Below are 16778 nucleotides of genomic sequence, written 5' to 3'. Positions count from 1 at the left end.
GGGAAGGAAAATTCACTTGGAAAAGAAAAAAGATTTGCGTGTTAGACGAACACAAAAAATGATTATTGATGCATTTTTTAAATTGGTTAATGAAAAAGGATATCATGCAGTGACTGTTCAAGACATTGCTAATGAAGCGATGATTAATAGAACAACTTTTTATGCTCATTTCAAAGATAAACAAAATCTATTTGAATATGTTTTTGATTTTGCTGTTAATGTGTGTATTTCTGTTTTAGATTCAGATAATTTTGTTCAAGATAATTGTATTAGAATAAAATACATAGAATCTCTACTGACACGTGGCTATATTGATATTTATGAAAACAAACAATTCTTTTTAACTGTTATGGAGAGCAACACAAATGAATTACTACGTAAGCGTCTAGCAAAAATTCTTTCTGAGAAGTATTCCAATATTTTTGCTAAATTAAAAATTACAGAAAATGATATCGAAGTTCCTATTGATTTTATTATTGAATATATCACTTCTATCTTTATTGGTACACTGCATTGGTGGATTACTAGTAACACAGATATGACAGCGAATCATTTAGCACAACTAGTTATTAAACTAGTTTCAAATAGTCATTTAACCGTTCTAGGTATTAAAATTGAACAATAAAAAAAGATTGGCTATACTAGTTAAAGAATTTTAAAAAATAAAGCTTTATAGAATGAAAAGCAACTTCTTTAAACGAATGGGCCAATCTTTGATTTTTATTTGATACTATTTATTTAATTCTTTGCGCGCCATTTTTTATTATGAGAAGTATTTCTAGTAGAAACAGCATGAATTCCAATTTTCTTATTGGTGTCTTTTTTTCTTGGAAACATATTTACTTCTACATGATACCTGCCATTATTTGCTAAATCATACAATCTTTCTGTTGTATCAGTAATTTTTTCTTTTAAGCTCATTGTTCTTCGCCTCTTTTTCTATTTTTTTTTCATTTTATCATAACTGGTTAGTAATATATTTGTCAATTGTTAAAGATATAACAAAAATTTAAAAATAGTTGGATGTAATATAAAAAATAGGATTACTATTTTTTAAAATAGTAATCCTATTACTTTCGAAAAGACTGGGGTAGCTGGATTCGAACCAACGCATGACGGAGTCAAAGTCCGTTGCCTTACCGCTTGGCTATACCCCATAATTAAATGGAGGAGAGTGGATTCGAACCACTGAACCAAAAGGAATGGATTTACAGTCCACCGCGTTTAGCCACTTCGCTACTCCTCCATCAGTTAACTAACAACCTGACTTAATTAATATACACAATTTTACAAAAAAATGCAAGCATAAAATTTAAAAATTAGCAATTTTAATTATTAAGGTTCCATTGACGGATAATATATTCGAATGCTTCATTGATTGTTTTTGTCATTAATTCTTGTTTTCCATCTAATTCTACTGCTATTTTATTTGGTGTCAGTTGAACCGTTTGCCCAATTTCTTTTTTTCCAATAAACAATTTATTCACTGGGTATTGTTGATTATTGCGTATGATTTTTCCTTCTTCTATCCGAATTTCAATATCTTTATTTTTTTTGACATATTCTTCCCTCCGAAAAATTATGATAGCATGAATAGATAGATTCAACAACAAAATTATACGCTAGTGTTATTGTTATTCGTTCTATATTTGAATTTATAGATATCTAGATTTTTCTAGTATAAAAAAGACGCATTTACCTAAGTCGATACAATGATTTAATCATCTACGCTAACCATGCTATAAAAACAGTAATCAACAAAAATATATCTAAAATAATGAATAGTTACTATTTTCAATTTTAATATTTCATTATTATGTTTCATAAATATCTATTTAATGACAAGAAAACATTTTATCTAAAGCGGCCAAAGAAGCATTCGTTGTTTCTTCATCAACACAAATAATATTATTTTCTTTCTTCTGTGCTAATTCATTGACACACCAAGCCAAATTTGGTAATTTTATTCGATTCATTGTCATACAAGGACATGAATTAGGATTAAGAAAAGAAATTTTTTGTGGTAATGCTTTTTTCATTCTACTCACTAAATTATTATCTGTTCCAATAGCCCAATGAGTATCAACAGGTGAACTTTGAACGATTTGTAAAATTTTATTGGTTGACCCATAGGCATCTTCTGCCTCAACAATTTCATGTGAACATTCTGGATGAACAACAATTTTGATTGTTGAATCTTTTTCTCGTAATGCATTGATTTGCTCCAAGGTAAATTGTTGATGAACAGAACACCAACCGTTCCATAAAATAACCTGTATATCTCTTTTTAGATCGCCTTTTAGTTGATTGGTTACTGGATCCCAAAGCGCCATGTCTGAAAGTGGAATGCCCATATGAAAAGCAGTATTTCTACCTAAGTGTTGATCTGGCAAAAAGAAAATTCTTTTTTTCTGTGTAAAAGCCCAGCTAATGATTTTTTCTGCATTACTTGAAGTAACAATTAAACCTCCATTTTTACCAACAAAAGCCTTAATTGCTGCACTCGAATTAATATAAGTAATGGGAAGAATTTCATCTGGATATTTCTGTTGTAAAGCTTCCCAGGCCCTCTGTAATTGATAAGGGTTGGCCATATCTGCCATTGAACAACCTGCATTTAAGTCTGGCAAAATTACTTTTTGACTTTTTCGAGTCAACATATCTGCTGTTTCAGCCATAAAATGAACCCCACAAAAAACAATATACTTAGCCGACTGATTTTTATTGGCTATTTGTGCGAGTTGTAAAGAATCTCCTATTTCGTCTGCTAGATCAACCACCTCATCTTTTTGATAATGGTGGGCAAGAATTAACAGTTGATCACCTAGCTGTTTTTTTGCTGACAAAATTAATTTTTTTAATGTTTCATCATTTTCTTCTAAATAACTAGATGGGATTTGTTGCTGCTTAAATGTATTTAAAATATTCATACTTTTTTCCTTCCAAACTATTAAAACTAATATCTAAAGCTTTCACAGAATGGGTTAAATAGCCTAAAGAAAGGTAATCAGCACCATATCCTCTATAAGCTGCTAAATTATCTAATTGAATACCTCCAGAAACCTCTGTCATTATTCCTTGATTATAATTCAAATATTCACAAACTTCTTCAGGGGTCCGATTATCAAGCATAATAATATCTGCCCGGGCAGCAACTGCCTCTTTAAATTGATCCAGAGTTTCAATTTCTACTTCGATTTTTATAGTATGTTCACAATTTTTACGTACTTTCTCTATTGCTTTAGTAATTCCGCCTGAAAAGGCAATATGATTGTCTTTTAGCATAATACAGTCATCCAGTCCCATTCGATGGTTAAATCCTCCACCCTGTTTGACTGCATACTTGTCAAATTGTCTTAGTCCAGGAGCTGTTTTACGAGTATCACAGATTCGAATTGTTTTATCATCCAATGTTTCTATTGCCTGTCTCGTTGCTTGAGCAATTCCACCCATCCGTTGCCATAAATTTAAAATTAAGCGTTCAGCAGTTAATAAAATTTGAGTAGGTCCACAGACTCGGGCAATAATCGTTCCTTTTTTTGAAAGCTTCCCTCTGAAACCAATACTTCAAAATGAACAGCTCCCTCTTCTCCTAATAAATGATAGATCATAGGAGCTAAAAATAAACCACAAATTACACCATCTTCTTTAAGTAGAAATTCTCCTTCACTAATATCTGTTTGAGAAAAAATAGTTGCAACACTTTGGTCTCCTCGACCAATATCCTCATTCAGAAAATCGCTCAATGCTTTTTTTAATTGTAAATAATTCATTTCTAATTTTTAATCCTTTCTAGCATGTGCACCTAAACTAATTGTTCGATTTAATGCTGCTTTAGTGATGATTTCAGCCGTTAAGCAGAGATTTGCTGTTTCTATTTGTTCACATGTAAGATCCCTCGGTAAAACATGATAGTTATATTGTTCTAACCAATTCAATAGATGTTGCATACCCACCTTTGTACGCTCAACTCCAATCCATTTCCAGGCCTCTTGTTGTAATTTTTGCCTTTCTGGTATTGAAAATTCATTTATTCTTTCTGTTTGGAGATTGCTTTTTTTATTCTTATCTATCACGCCTTTTTCCATAAGAATTTGAGAAGCCACACGTCGACCAAAAACCAAACATTCTAATAAGGAATTGCTTGCTAAACGATTCGCACCATGAACGCCTGTACAAGCTATTTCGCCAACTGCATAAAGATGATTCACAGTAGTTTCTCCAAAATAATTTGTTTGAACGCCACCCATTATAAAATGAACACCTGGTCTAACAGGAATTTTTTTAGTTTTTGTAAAGGGAATATTTTGTTGAATTAAATTTTTTGTAATTTGTGGAAATTTTAATTCAAAGGAATCAATCATCGAAATATCTAGATATACTTGATGTCCTTCTTCATAAGCCTTTGTCAATTCTCTTGCAACAATATCACGAGGCGACAAGTCTTTTAAGGGATAATCAGTTAACAAATGATGTCCTTTTTCATCCACTAATATAGCACCTGCCCCACGCACAGCTTCTGAAACTAATCCATAACATCTACCATTTTTAGTTAGTAAAGTTGGATGAAATTGAATAAATTCCATGTCTGATAATTTTGCCTGTGCACGGGTAGCCATTGCTAACCCATCACTTGTAATAGTATGGTTATTGCTTGAAAGTGGATATAAACCACCTACTCCTCCTGTTGCAAGCACAACAAAATCTGCAAGTGCTTCATTTAATTGATTATTTTTATCTATATAACGAATGCCATAACAACCAAATTGATCGGTTAAAAGATCAACAACCATACAATTTTCTTGCCAGTCTACTTGATTCAATTGTTTTTGTACAAATGATGTTAAGTATTTTCCTGTTTGGTCGCCATGGCAATGCAAAATACGTGGTAAAGTATGTGCACCCTCTAACCCAAAGCACAAATTTCCCTGTGAATCATGATCGAAAATCATACCTTCTGCTAATAATTCATTTATTTCCTTGATTCCTTCTTTAACTAGAATTTTTGTAGCTGTTTGATTGTTATGTTGTACACCTGCATTCAATGTATCCTGATAATGTGATTGCCATGTGTCTTCTTTTGACAATGCAGTAGCAATTCCTCCCTGTGCTAACATGGAGTTACATTCATCTCGTGTTCCCTTAGTGTAGATACTAACATCCACAGAATTTTGTAATAATCTAGCTGTCTGACAGGCCGCTAAACCCGAACCAATAATAATGACCTTATTCATATAAAAGGAGATCCCTCACTATCCAATGTGTCTTGACACCAATTACAGTTTATTCTACCATATATAGCAAGACACATAAAGGAGATTTTTCTATATGATCTATTTGGATTATGCAGCTACCGTTCCTATGACCGATGAAGCAAAAAAGGTCTACATTGAGACTGCAACAGAGTATTTTGGCAATGCAAACAGCGGCCATATTGCCGGACAAAAAGCACAAAGTTTGCTAGATTATTGCAGAGGGCAACTAAGTCAACTATTGGCTTTACCAGCTACAAGTTTGCTATTCACTTCAGGCGGAACAGAAAGTAATCATTTAGCTTTACAACTTAGTTTAAATTATTTACCTGCTGATAAAAAACAGGTTCTAGTTAGTCCATTAGAACATTCTAGCATTCTAAACTTTTTTGCCAGTCAGCCAGAGATTGAACTAACAATACTTCCACTAGAAAATGGTCAAGTAACGATTAAAAGTTTGGCTTCTTCATGGACTGAACGAACGGGATTAGTTGTGGTCCAACAAATAAATTCTATTACTGGCATTATTCAAAATATTGAGGAACTTTCTTCTTATGTTCGTGAAAAAGGTGGGTTATTTCATTGTGATTGTGTGCAAAGTTTTGGAAAATTCCCTTTACCAAAAAATGTTACTTCTTGGAGTAGTGCTTCTCATAAAATCGGTGGACCCAAAGGCTGTGGTTTATTATATTTAAATCCAGAAATTTCCTTTACACCTATTATTAAAGGAACAGTGCATGAACAAGGATTCCGCGCAGGAACAATTGACCTACCAAGTATTGCAAGTTTTACTACTGCAACATATGAAGCAATACAACATCAAGCTGCCTTTGCTAGACAGGTAGATGAACTAAACCAATTTATTTTAAAAAATTACCTAATTGGGAAAATTTTTCTACCTATACGACTTATTTTGGTATTATAGGTTTATTTTCTCCAAAAAAATTTGGTGATTCTATTATGGAAGAGTTATCTGAACAAGGAATTTATATCTCAACGAGCTCTTCTTGTCACACAGGTGGGATGATCGATCCAGCTTTAATCGCTTTAAACTTTACAACAGAAAAAGCACAACGTTTTATTCGGATTTCTTTTGGTAAAAAAACAACTCTATCAGAAATTGAAATATTTCTTTCTACTTTAAAAAAAATCGAAACCAATTAATCATCTAAATTTTTTTCTTGGTTTTTCTTAATAAATTTATTAAGTTACTATAAAAACTCCTTGATCATTGAATGATTTCAATGGTCAAGGAGTTTTAACTTATCAGATAGTCTTATTGATTATTCACGATTAACTTTCATTAAAAAATTTGAAACAGCACCAATCAAATTTGCATTATTTCCAAATTTTGAAGCTACAATTTCTGGCATAAAGATGTCTAAGTTTGACTGACCCATTTTTTTCATAATGCGCTGATTAATCTCCTCTATTAATCCCTCTTTTATCGAGACACCTCCACCTAGAACGATAAGTTCTGGATCTAAGGTAAATTGAATAGAACATAATCCCTTTGATAGATAGTTATAAAAATTTTCTACTTCTTCTTGGGCTAATACATCCCCTTGTTCTGCTAATAAAAACACTTCTTCACCAGATAATGCTTGTCCCCTTAATCCCTTTTTTTGGCAATATCGTTGAACCATATTTACAACCGTTCCTATTTCACTAAATGTCTTTTCACCATCAAGATAGTTCAACCCAAATTCACCACAATAATGATGAGCTCCTCTATATAGTTGTCCATTATGAAAAACAGCTCCACCAATACCAGTCCCAATAACCACAAATACTACTTCACTTTTTCCAACTGCTACACCTTTAGATAACTCAGCAATTCCAGCACAATTCGCATCATTTTCCACACTAATTGGCAATTTAAAAAGCGTTTCCAAATCATCAAAGAAATTTACTTGATGAATATAGGGAATAGCAGATATACCTAATATCTTTCGTTCTTTATTTTCCACTATTCCAGGTACACTAAACGCAATTCCTTCTATTCCCTCTGAATGTTGTTCAAAAACCTCGAAAAGTTTTGCTTTCATGGTTTCCCAATTATCAGGTGTTTCAAATTTTCCTTGATTTAAGATTTCTCTACCATTCCATAGTCCATATTTTACTGAAGATCCACCGAAATCAAATGCTAAAATTGCCATATCTATTTCCCCCATTCAAAACAATTTTTCATCATTTACTTTTATTATACGATTCATTTCTTCCTTCATCAATATTTCTTCTAATAGTAAATTTTTTTGGCACATAATCAATCCCACCTTTTACAAATGGATGACAACAAAAAATTCTGGCAACTCCCATAATTGTTCCTTTAATCCAGCCATGAATATTAATTGCATCAATCATATATTGAGAACAGGTGGGATAATAACGACATCTAGGAGGAATTCCTGGTGAGATATATCGTTGATAAAAATGGATCAAATGAATTAATAACTTTTTCATGGCAACTCCCTCTTGATTATTTGATGTTTAACTGATTAAAAAATAAATGGGTGACACGATTGTTTCAATGCACAATTTAATATAGCAAATTTAAAATTTGGTCACTGCCTATACAAAAAAATTATTCCATGATACACTTGTTAAAAAATGGAGGCGAAAATAATTTATGGGATTAAAATTTGAACGTTCAGATAGTTTAGAGAAACTTTTTGATTCTTTATCTGTTTTACCTGAAGAATCAAAAGCAGAAAAAGAGAAGGAAAAGAATAAGAAAAATCAAAAAGAAAAGAAAGAGACTGAGACAAAATAACTGGCTCAGTCTTTTTTATTTGCTCTTATTTAACTACTGAGCAATTTTTCAAAATATCCATTTCAATGATATCAATAAAAATGGATAGAAGGATTCAATTTTGTATGTTAAAATTTTGTCTTCTTTACAACTGCCTATCTTATTAAAGAAAATGAATCATAAAAATTAATGATCTAACTGTTAACTCTATATTTAGATAGTCTATTTTAATGTTTAAAGAAAGGTTTCAATCGCTTGCCAGGCCTCTTCCTTACCTTTTTTAGTAACCGATGAAAATAAAATAAATTTATCTTGAGAATCAAAATTTAACGTTTTTTTGATTATATTTTCATGTTTATTCCATTTACTGGAAGGAATCTTATCTACTTTTGTTGCCACCAAAATTACTGGAATTTCATAATATTTTAAAAAATCATACATTTGTTTGTCTTCTACTGTTGGCGGATGTCTAAAATCTACCAATGAAACTACTGCCTCAAGTTGATTTCTTGAAGTGATATAAGTTTCAATCATTTTTCCCCATTTTGCTCGTTCTGTTTTTGAAACCTTCGCATATCCATATCCTGGTACATCAACAAAGTAAAGTGAATCTTCAATTAAATAAAAATTTAATGTTTGTGTTTTTCCAGGTTTGCCAGAAGTGCGTGCTAAGTTTTTACGATTAATCAATGTATTAATAAATGATGATTTCCCAACATTTGAACGTCCAGCCAATGCAATTTCAGGCAATTCTCTTTCTGGATATTGAAGAGGAGATACAGCACTAATCACAATTTCAGCATTATGTACTTTCATTTTGACTTCCTCACTTACTAGATTTGTAAAAATCAAAACTAGCTAAGTTGGATAATAGTATCCAATCAAAGTGTCTTCCTGATTAAATAGCTATTACGATAGCTAAACCTAACTAGTCTTTTTATGATTAAAAATCTATTAATTTATTAACCTGCTTTTTGATCTTTCTTATTGTAACTAATCACAGGTTTATCTGTTGCTTCAGCTGCCGCTTTTGTAATGACCACTTTTTTAATTGTTTCATTTGAAGGTATTTCAAACATAACATCCATCATGATATCTTCAATAATTGAACGTAATCCACGTGCACCAGTATTTCGTTCAATGGCCTTATTCGCAATGACCCTTAATGCTTCCGGTTCAAATTCTAATTCTGTATCATCTAAAGACAACAGTTTTTGATATTGTTTAACTAATGCATTTTTCGGCACAGTTAAAATACGAACTAGATCTTCTGTTGTTAATTTTTCTAATGCAGCCATGACAGGTAAACGACCAATAAATTCAGGAATAAGACCAAATTTTAAAAGATCTTCTGGTATAATATGCTGCATGACACTTTTTTCTTCATTAAAGACAACACTATTTTGGCCAAAACCAATTGTTTTTTCTCCCAAACGATTCTTGACAATTGTATCGATGCCATCAAATGCACCACCAACAATAAACAAAATATTTGTTGTATCTATTTGAATGAATTCTTGATGGGGATGTTTACGTCCACCTTGAGGGGGAACACTAGCAACAGTTCCTTCTAAAATTTTAAGCAAGGCTTGTTGTACACCTTCACCTGAAACATCACGAGTAATCGAAACATTTTCACTTTTACGAGCAATTTTATCAATTTCATCAATATAAATGATTCCCTTTTCTGCACGTTCAACGTTAAAATCAGCTGCTTGTAATAATTTTAATAAAATATTTTCAACATCTTCACCAACATAACCAGCTTCTGTTAAACTAGTTGCATCAGCGATAGCAAATGGTACATTCAGTGTTTTAGCAAGTGTTTGAGCTAAAAATGTTTTTCCTGATCCGGTAGGACCAATTAAACAAATATTACTTTTTTGTAATTCAACATTTTCTGCACTATCTTCTTCTATATGGTTTACTCGTTTATAATGATTATATACAGCCACAGATAAAGTTTTCTTTGCGCTGTCCTGACTAATAACATATTCATTTAAAGCATCCAAGATTTCTTGGGGTTTAGGAATATCTGTCAATTCACGCACAGCTTCATCATAAAATTCTTCATTGATTATCTCTTTACATAAATCTATGCATTCATTACAAATATAGACGCCTGGACCGGCAACAATTTTTTTTACCTCTTCTTGTGTCTTGCCACAAAAAGAGCAGTTGACTGTTCCACCATTATTTGTGTTCTCATACATGTACGCCACCCCTTTAAAACGAAAATAACTGCATCGACAGCCTTCCTTTATAATAGCATAAATCAATTAAAAATGCGAACTTTCTATGTGTAAAATTTTATTCATTAAAAACAAGCTATGGTATACTACTATATAGAAAAATAAATGAAACAATGGATAGCAATAAAGAAAGAGAGGGAGGCAAATTATGCTAGAACAATTATTATTGGGAACTTATACAAGGCGTGAAAGTAAAGGAATTTATCAAACCGTTTTAGATACAGAAAAGAAGGCATTAGCAAGTACTTCTTTAATTATCAATGAAAGTAGTCCTACCTACCTGACCCTAGATAAAAAGGGAGAACTTTATACGGTTACTCTTGTTGGAGAAGAAGGTGGCGTAGCAGCCTATAAATCGATTGATGATCAGTATGACCTTTTAAACAAGGTAACTGAAATTGGTGCACCACCTTGCTATGTTTCTGTAGATGAAAAGAGACAATTAATTTATAGTGCCAGTTATCATGAAGGAATTGTTTATGTATTTCAAATTTTACCAAATGGACAGCTAAAAAGTACTGATCGAGTTGTACATAAAGAAACCACAGGTCCACATAAAAATCAAGATAAACCACATGTTCATTATACTAATCTAACACCTGATAACCGCTTGGTAGTTTGTGATTTAGGTACAGATCGAGTATATACTTATGATGTTGACCGAACAGGTAAATTAATCGAGGTTGCTCAATACTTAGCTGAACCCGGATGTGGTCCTCGTCATATTGTTTTTCATCCAAACCAGCAAATTGCATATCTGATTGGTGAACTAGACAGTTCTATTTCTGTTTTAAGTTACGATAAAACAAATGGCGAGTTTCAACGTTTGACAAAAGTAAGCACTATTCCTGAAAATTTTGATGGATTTAATAGTGGTGCAGCCATCCGTATATCTTCAGATGGTCAATATGTATATGCTTCAAATCGTGGACATAATACGATTGCCATCTTTGAAACTTCACAAGAAGGTAAAAGATTAAAACGTAAACAATTAATAAGCACTGAGGGAGATTTCCCCCGTGATTTCAATCTTGATCCATCTGAAAAATTTATTGTAGCTGCTAACCAAAATTCAGACAATCTGACACTTTACGAGCGAGATACTCAAACAGGATTACTAAAAATGATTCAAAAAGATGTCTATGTTCCTGAGTGCGTCTGTGTCTATTTTAAATAAACTATTATTTATATCTCCTTTGAGACAAATGCTCATTCAATTTTAAATTTTAAAATTGAGTGAGCATTTTATATTTAAAAAATCTAAACGAACAAAAATAAATTCATTGTATGTTCATTAATTAAAATTAGATCAAGTTAGCTGATTTTTCCTTACTTTTTTATATCATATAAATAAAAATATTACTATCAAATAAAATAGGTAGTTCAATAATCTATTATTTTTCCATCACATATTTAATTGAATATTGTCATTACTACTTTTCATTGAAAATAACTCTTGCCGTTTTTTTCATTTTTTATATTTTGTTTTTTATTTAAAATAACCTGCTATGTCAAAAAGAAATTTTATCATAAAACAAAAAAACCACCGGTATCAATTACCGGTGGAAAAGGAGTATTTACCCTATTCAGAGTAAATTGAAAAATAAAAAGGTTGTTGTTGGTATATACCTATAGTACACTATAACTTAAATTCTGTCTATAAGAAATTAAAAAGAAATTATAATTTTTTATTTCTTTAACTTTCGTTGGAAAAACTTTGTTATTTCAACAATTGGAATAATTGCGAAAGAGGTACTTAATACAATTCCCCACTGATATAGATCCAACTGTGTTACACTAAATAAATCATTAAACCCAGGAATCACAATCGTTGTACCTAATAATAAAAATGAAATTAAGATAGCCCAATTAAACGTTTTTTTTCTAAATAAACCTACACTAAATAAGGATTGATGAATCGATTTTACGTTAAAGGCATGGAATAATTGAATTAACCCCAAGGTTGCAAAAGTCATAGTTAATGCATCAGCATGCTGCAAATGATATAACGCATGGTGTGATAAGCTGGGCATATTCTCTGCCGTATGTGCTGGTAATAAAATAGCGATTTGATAAACGAACAAAGTAAGTATACTTTGAATAATCCCTTGATAAAGGACGCTTGAAAAGACACCATTTGAAAAAAAGCTAGATTTCTTTCCACGTGGTGCATGTTGCATTATTCCTTCTTCCACTGGTTCAACTCCTAAAGCAATTGCTGGAAAAGTATCTGTGACTAAATTTATCCACAATAAGTGAATAGGTAATAACGTATCCCAATTCAACATAGTAGCAATAAATAAAGTAAGGACTTCTCCCAAATTGGCAGAAAGTAAATATTGAATGGTTTTTTGAATATTTGCGAAAATTTTTCGACCTTCTTTAATTGCTGAAATGATTGTTGAAAAATTATCATCAGCTAAAATCATATCAGAAGCTCCTTTGGAAACTTCGGTTCCTGTAATACCCATACCAATACCAATATCAGCTGTTTTTAATGCCGGTGCATCATTTACACCATCACCAGTCATAGCAACCACTTTTTCCTTTTTTTGCCAAGCTCGTACTATTTTAACTTTATGCTCTGGAGAAACCCGGGCATAAACGGAGTACTGCTCTACTTTCTTTTCATATTCTTCATTGGGTAAGGCTTCTAATTCACTTCCTGTAATCACAGACCGGTTTTCATCATTATCTGGTGTGATTCCTAAACGAATGGCAATAGCTTCAGCCGTATCTTTATGATCACCAGTAATCATAATTGGCCGAATACCAGCTGCTTTAGCTGTGGCCACTGCTTCAGCCGCTTCTTTGCGTTCTGGATCAATCATACCCACTAACCCTGCAAAAATTAAATCTTGCTCAACTAACTCTGAAACAAGTTCCGTTGGTAATGTTTCTACGTACTTATATGCCATTCCTAATACACGTAATGCCTGTTTTGCCATTTTTTTATTACTTTCTAGGATATTTACTTGTTTTATTTGGTCTAAAATGGTAAATTGATCATTCTCTTCTGTTTGTTTACAACGTTTTAGTAATTCATCCGGAGCACCTTTTACTGTCACTAGATAGCCTTTATTTTTTGTTTCATGAATGGTGGTCATCAGCTTTCTTTCAGAATCAAAGGGGATTTCAGCAATTCTTGGTGCTTCTATTAATTTTTCTTCAATTAAAATCTGATGATCAATGCCAAACTGGATTAAAGCTGTCTCGGTTGGATCACCGATTAAAGTTCCTTCCTGAGAAATTTTTGTATCATTATTATAAATCATAATGGTTAGAAGCATACTATTCGATGAAATAGGTTCTTTGGCAGGTTGTAGTTTGTTATAAGTATAAAGCTGTTCTACCGTCATTTGATTTAACGTTAAGGTACCTGTTTTATCTGAACAAATAATATTTGTACTTCCTAACGTTTCAACAGCTGGTAATTTACGTACAATTGCATTTTTCTTTGCCATTTTTTGTGTACCTAAAGCTAGAATAACTGTAACTATTGCTGGGAGTCCTTCTGGAATCGCTGCCACCGCTAAAGAAATTGAAGTCAATAGCATGTCCAGCCATGAGCGACCATTTAGTAATCCAATCACAAACATTAAAACAGCAATAACTAAAATAGCCCCAGTTAATACCTTACCAAGTTGATTGAGATTGCGTTTTAATGGTGTTTCTATTTCCTGAGTATTTGTTAACATACCAGCAATTTTTCCTACTTCTGTATTCATTCCTGTTTCAACAACCACACCTACTCCTCTTCCATAAGTTACATTACTATTAGCATAAGCCATATTATGACGATCCCACAGGCTAATCGTTTCTGTATTTTCAATCATCGTATCGGAATTTTTTTCTACTGGCACAGATTCACCCGTTAATGATGATTCTTCAATTTTTAGACCAGCTACTTCTATTAAGCGCAAGTCAGCAGGTACAACATCCCCTGCTTCTAATAAAACGATGTCTCCAGGTACCAATTCATCACTTTTTATCGTAATAATATGGTCATCTCGACGAACATTGGCATTGGGTGTAGCCATTTCTTGTAACGCTTCAATTGCCTGTTCAGCTTTCGCTTCTTGAATAACACCAAAAATAGCATTAACAATTACAACACATACAATAATGATTGAAGCAATGATATCATTTGAAAGAAAAGCTGAGATAATAGCTGCTACTAATAAAATAAGAATCATAAAATCTTTGAATTGTTCAATAAATTTCATTAAAATAGATGATTTTTTCTTTTTTTTCAAATTGTTTTTTCCATAATTTTCAAGTCGTTCACTGGCTTCATGCCTCGTTAATCCTGCTAAATTTGTCTGCATTTTTTCAAATACTTTCTCTTCAGACATAGAGTAAAATGCAGATTGCTGATTTATTCCATCCTTCATGTTCCTTGTTCCTCCCTCTTGCCAACCTTTTCTTTATTTTACCGATAATTAAATAAATAAGAAAAAAAAGAGACCTATGTATGCACCTAAACAGTACATCCATAAGTCTCATCGTTTAAGGCAACACCAGAAATTTCTTTCAGTGATGGTGATGTTGTCACAGTGTTAAACTGCCGATTACTCCCCTATGAAGTAAATTATCGATTATGAAAATGATTAACTTGATTATTTGTTACTATTATACCTAATTTCTATATCACTTTCAATAGGAAGATACCTAAAAAAATGTTAATTAAAAATTTTATCAATTTAGAGATGACTGTTTATAATTGGTAAAGCAATTGATTTTTTAAAATTTGTTTATTCATCGTAGTTGTTTGTAAAAGTAAAATTTAAAAATAATTTCTATTTTTAGGATATATTATGAAATATGTCATGTAAAAATTAAATTTTTTATTAATTAAATGTGTTGTATTTGCTCTTGATTGCCTTTAATGGTATAGTTATAAACGGAATTTCGTTATTTATATCGTTATATTGTTGCCTTTCAATGCTTTAAAGAAAGGAGTAAATAACTATGACTTATAACAAAAAAAATAATGTTCAATATAAAATTGCACTGGACACTAAAAATAATGTTTTTATGGCAATTGATCCAAAAAATCAACATAAAAAAGCAACTGGTGCTACGATTGAACAAGCTATTGCCCAATTTAAACAACTCATCAAGGAGTGACAAACTTCCTAATGTATTTTCTCTGCTATTTCCATTTTAGTTAAAGGCATCTATGTAATCAATAAATTACAAAGATGCCTTTTTATTTTTTCACTTATTTCTTATTAAATATCCGTATAAATTATAAACTTATTTTAATTTTTATTAATGATAAACATAGTTATTGATTTGAATCATTACAACGTGTTCTAAAAATCTATTTTAAACGAATAAAAAATTCTTTTAATTTTATATTGCGAATAAATAGGCTTTTGTTTATACTAGGGAGGTAGAGTAGAAATAAAATAGTAAAGTTTGGCTCTTCTTTACTATTTTTACAATAAAATAAATTGGCACCTGTTTGTCCGACGCCAATCGGACAATTAGGAATTGTATAAACAGCAGTCACTGATAATACAAGTTGCCAATAGTGCTAGTTGAGAATATCCTATTTCTCTAACGAAATTTTCCTTCATTTTTTCGTTTAAAGGATAATAGGTTAACAGAATCCTCTTTTTATTAGCCTATTGTTAACGATATCGGTATCATGCCAGATATCGTTTTTTTCTATCCTACTGTTGGTTTTTTTAACAAACTGAAAGGAGGATTAATTACCATAAAAATCACAGCAGTATGAAAAACGTACCAACTATTCCATTTACATGTTTATCTCACCTACTTGACAAGTATTTTTTGTAAATGGATAGACAATAAAAAAAGGCACTCCGTAATTTGGCGCCAACCAGACTACGAAGCCCTGTATAGTCAGCAGTCACTATCTATACAAGTTGCCTACTAGCACAGAAGTACTAGCTTCTTCATTGTACAAGATTTTTGTCTAAATTTCTAGTCCCTCAATTAGAAAAACACAATTATTTCGTATATGGGAGAACCTTGACTTCATTATTAGGCATTTGAACGAGATTGGCTGACTTATCGCTACCAATTTCGTTTTTCATTTTTTCTGTTTTTATAGTAAATGTATAAAGAAATATATATTTTACACATAGAACTGCATTAAACTATTTTAAGATGCTTACAGATAATGAGGAAAGGAATGTAAGAGATGAAAAAAGAGCCACAAAATCTAAAAGCTGTTCCTTATCAAGAAATTCTGAATATTAAAAATTACTCAGAACAATTACAATCTTGGCAAGAACCTTTAGAATTACTAAATAATTTTTTCACTTTTTCAGATGATACATTGAATAAAAAGAAAGTCATTCAACAATATTATGCTTGTTCTCATTTGTTTCATAGTTTTTATGATGAGTTTAATCGTTTATTACCTCTTGAAACTGTTTCAATTGATAAATTAATTCAAACAGAAAAGGTCCATACTAATTCAATTACAAAACATAACTGAATCAATCCATTTCTCTTATTATGATTAGATAGCGTTAACGAATAGGT

The 16778-nt window shown here is 31.7% G+C and carries 19 protein-coding genes and 2 tRNA genes; 7 read left to right on the top strand and 14 right to left on the bottom strand.

Going from position 1 to position 16778, the window contains the following annotated elements; genetic code table 11:
- The first annotated feature begins 58 nt into the window (after positions 1-58).
- Entirely contained in the window at positions 59-625 is a 567-nt protein-coding gene (locus MPTP_RS04040; protein ID WP_172956385.1) for a TetR/AcrR family transcriptional regulator, read from the top strand.
- A gap of 113 nt (positions 626-738) precedes the next feature.
- On the opposite strand, the gene MPTP_RS04035 is transcribed toward MPTP_RS04040, so the two are convergent.
- From MPTP_RS04035 to nadB, 8 genes are all read right to left on the bottom strand, one after another.
- The gene (locus tag MPTP_RS04035; protein ID WP_013773804.1) at positions 739-921 is read right to left on the bottom strand and encodes a hypothetical protein; all 183 of its coding nucleotides are present in this window, start codon (positions 919-921) and stop codon (positions 739-741) included.
- Between the two features lie 164 nt (positions 922-1085).
- Positions 1086-1157, bottom strand: a tRNA-Gln gene (locus MPTP_RS04030).
- Positions 1158-1165: 8 nt separating this feature from the next.
- Positions 1166-1246: transfer RNA gene (locus MPTP_RS04025), tRNA-Tyr, on the bottom strand.
- A gap of 82 nt (positions 1247-1328) precedes the next feature.
- Complete coding sequence (locus MPTP_RS04020) at positions 1329-1607, bottom strand: DUF2969 domain-containing protein (protein WP_013773803.1); 279 nt, start codon at positions 1605-1607, stop codon at positions 1329-1331.
- Positions 1608-1835: 228 nt separating this feature from the next.
- Positions 1836-2930, bottom strand: a complete 1095-nt coding sequence (gene nadA / locus MPTP_RS04015; RefSeq protein WP_013773802.1) for a quinolinate synthase NadA — start codon at positions 2928-2930, stop codon at positions 1836-1838.
- Positions 2908-3498: a carboxylating nicotinate-nucleotide diphosphorylase gene (nadC, locus tag MPTP_RS04010; protein ID WP_231849673.1), complete on the bottom strand. Its 591-nt coding sequence runs from the start codon at positions 3496-3498 to the stop codon at positions 2908-2910. Before nadC ends, nadA begins: the two co-directional genes overlap by 23 nt.
- Entirely contained in the window at positions 3489-3773 is a 285-nt protein-coding gene (locus MPTP_RS10430; protein WP_013773800.1) for a beta/alpha barrel domain-containing protein, read from the bottom strand. The genes nadC and MPTP_RS10430 overlap by 10 nt, the downstream gene beginning before the upstream one ends.
- 9 nt (positions 3774-3782) lie before the next feature.
- A complete protein-coding gene (gene nadB / locus MPTP_RS04005) occupies positions 3783-5234 on the bottom strand; it encodes an L-aspartate oxidase (protein ID WP_080580428.1) in 1452 nt (483 codons plus the stop codon).
- Positions 5235-5328: 94 nt separating this feature from the next.
- On the opposite strand from nadB, the gene MPTP_RS04000 reads away from it, so the two are divergent.
- Positions 5329-6177, top strand: a complete 849-nt coding sequence (locus MPTP_RS04000; RefSeq protein ID WP_013773798.1) for an aminotransferase class V-fold PLP-dependent enzyme — start codon at positions 5329-5331, stop codon at positions 6175-6177.
- Positions 6178-6212: 35 nt separating this feature from the next.
- Entirely contained in the window at positions 6213-6416 is a 204-nt protein-coding gene (locus tag MPTP_RS09405) for a hypothetical protein (protein ID WP_013773797.1), read from the top strand.
- 119 nt (positions 6417-6535) lie between these two features.
- Here MPTP_RS09405 and MPTP_RS03995 read toward each other — a convergent pair whose 3' ends face one another.
- Together MPTP_RS03995 and yidD are read right to left on the bottom strand one after the other, a co-directional pair.
- Positions 6536-7411, bottom strand: coding sequence for an ROK family protein (locus MPTP_RS03995; RefSeq protein WP_013773796.1), 876 nt, complete (start codon positions 7409-7411; stop codon positions 6536-6538).
- A 31-nt stretch (positions 7412-7442) separates the two neighbouring features.
- Positions 7443-7715 (bottom strand): membrane protein insertion efficiency factor YidD, encoded by a 273-nt coding sequence (gene yidD, locus MPTP_RS03990; RefSeq protein ID WP_013773795.1) that lies wholly within the window; start codon positions 7713-7715, stop codon positions 7443-7445.
- A gap of 166 nt (positions 7716-7881) precedes the next feature.
- Here yidD and MPTP_RS09705 point away from each other — a divergent pair, with 166 nt between their 5' ends.
- Entirely contained in the window at positions 7882-8025 is a 144-nt protein-coding gene (locus MPTP_RS09705; RefSeq protein ID WP_013773794.1) for an SPJ_0845 family protein, read from the top strand.
- A 213-nt stretch (positions 8026-8238) separates the two neighbouring features.
- Here MPTP_RS09705 and yihA read toward each other — a convergent pair whose 3' ends face one another.
- Both yihA and clpX read right to left on the bottom strand, forming a co-directional pair.
- Positions 8239-8820, bottom strand: a complete 582-nt coding sequence (gene yihA / locus MPTP_RS03985) for a ribosome biogenesis GTP-binding protein YihA/YsxC (protein ID WP_013773793.1) — start codon at positions 8818-8820, stop codon at positions 8239-8241.
- A gap of 146 nt (positions 8821-8966) precedes the next feature.
- The gene (clpX, locus tag MPTP_RS03980) at positions 8967-10217 is read right to left on the bottom strand and encodes an ATP-dependent Clp protease ATP-binding subunit ClpX (RefSeq protein WP_013773792.1); all 1251 of its coding nucleotides are present in this window, start codon (positions 10215-10217) and stop codon (positions 8967-8969) included.
- Between the two features lie 187 nt (positions 10218-10404).
- Here clpX and MPTP_RS03975 point away from each other — a divergent pair, with 187 nt between their 5' ends.
- On the top strand, positions 10405-11433 hold the full coding sequence (locus MPTP_RS03975; RefSeq protein ID WP_013773791.1) for a lactonase family protein: 1029 nt from the start codon (positions 10405-10407) through the stop codon (positions 11431-11433).
- 511 nt (positions 11434-11944) lie between these two features.
- Here MPTP_RS03975 and MPTP_RS03970 read toward each other — a convergent pair.
- Complete coding sequence (locus MPTP_RS03970; protein ID WP_013773790.1) at positions 11945-14650, bottom strand: cation-translocating P-type ATPase; 2706 nt, start codon at positions 14648-14650, stop codon at positions 11945-11947.
- A gap of 577 nt (positions 14651-15227) precedes the next feature.
- On the opposite strand from MPTP_RS03970, the gene MPTP_RS09700 reads away from it, so the two are divergent.
- Positions 15228-15386, top strand: coding sequence for a hypothetical protein (locus tag MPTP_RS09700; RefSeq protein ID WP_013773789.1), 159 nt, complete (start codon positions 15228-15230; stop codon positions 15384-15386).
- 196 nt (positions 15387-15582) lie between these two features.
- Here the strand turns inward: MPTP_RS09700 and MPTP_RS09945 are convergent, their stop codons facing one another.
- Positions 15583-15774, bottom strand: coding sequence for a hypothetical protein (locus tag MPTP_RS09945; protein ID WP_013773788.1), 192 nt, complete (start codon positions 15772-15774; stop codon positions 15583-15585).
- 657 nt (positions 15775-16431) lie between these two features.
- Between MPTP_RS09945 and MPTP_RS03965 the strand changes: the two genes are divergently transcribed.
- The gene (locus tag MPTP_RS03965) at positions 16432-16731 is read left to right on the top strand and encodes a hypothetical protein (RefSeq protein ID WP_013773787.1); all 300 of its coding nucleotides are present in this window, start codon (positions 16432-16434) and stop codon (positions 16729-16731) included.
- Positions 16732-16778 lie beyond the last annotated feature (47 nt).

The sequence above is a fragment of the Melissococcus plutonius ATCC 35311 genome (assembly GCF_000270185.1).
GTDB lineage: Bacteria > Bacillota > Bacilli > Lactobacillales > Enterococcaceae > Melissococcus > Melissococcus plutonius.
Note: the sequence above shows the minus strand (reverse complement) of the source record. Positions and strands in the feature narration are given on the sequence as shown.

Bases quoted from the DNA above. Each gene is read 5' to 3' on its own strand.
- MPTP_RS04040 (WP_172956385.1), top strand. From the start codon at position 59: ATGATTATTGATGCATTTTTTAAATTGGTTAATGAAAAAGGATATCAT.
- MPTP_RS04035 (WP_013773804.1), bottom strand. From the start codon at position 921: ATGAGCTTAAAAGAAAAAATTACTGATACAACAGAAAGATTGTATGAT.
- nadA (WP_013773802.1), bottom strand. From the start codon at position 2,930: ATGAATATTTTAAATACATTTAAGCAGCAACAAATCCCATCTAGTTAT.
- MPTP_RS10430 (WP_013773800.1), bottom strand. From the start codon at position 3,773: ATGAATTATTTACAATTAAAAAAAGCATTGAGCGATTTTCTGAATGAG.
- nadB (WP_080580428.1), bottom strand. From the start codon at position 5,234: ATGAATAAGGTCATTATTATTGGTTCGGGTTTAGCGGCCTGTCAGACA.
- MPTP_RS04000 (WP_013773798.1), top strand. From the start codon at position 5,329: ATGATCTATTTGGATTATGCAGCTACCGTTCCTATGACCGATGAAGCA.
- MPTP_RS09405 (WP_013773797.1), top strand. From the start codon at position 6,213: ATGGAAGAGTTATCTGAACAAGGAATTTATATCTCAACGAGCTCTTCT.
- MPTP_RS03995 (WP_013773796.1), bottom strand. From the start codon at position 7,411: ATGGCAATTTTAGCATTTGATTTCGGTGGATCTTCAGTAAAATATGGA.
- yidD (WP_013773795.1), bottom strand. From the start codon at position 7,715: ATGAAAAAGTTATTAATTCATTTGATCCATTTTTATCAACGATATATC.
- MPTP_RS09705 (WP_013773794.1), top strand. From the start codon at position 7,882: ATGGGATTAAAATTTGAACGTTCAGATAGTTTAGAGAAACTTTTTGAT.
- yihA (WP_013773793.1), bottom strand. From the start codon at position 8,820: ATGAAAGTACATAATGCTGAAATTGTGATTAGTGCTGTATCTCCTCTT.
- clpX (WP_013773792.1), bottom strand. From the start codon at position 10,217: ATGTATGAGAACACAAATAATGGTGGAACAGTCAACTGCTCTTTTTGT.
- MPTP_RS03975 (WP_013773791.1), top strand. From the start codon at position 10,405: ATGCTAGAACAATTATTATTGGGAACTTATACAAGGCGTGAAAGTAAA.
- MPTP_RS03970 (WP_013773790.1), bottom strand. From the start codon at position 14,650: ATGAAGGATGGAATAAATCAGCAATCTGCATTTTACTCTATGTCTGAA.
- MPTP_RS09700 (WP_013773789.1), top strand. From the start codon at position 15,228: ATGACTTATAACAAAAAAAATAATGTTCAATATAAAATTGCACTGGAC.
- MPTP_RS03965 (WP_013773787.1), top strand. From the start codon at position 16,432: ATGAAAAAAGAGCCACAAAATCTAAAAGCTGTTCCTTATCAAGAAATT.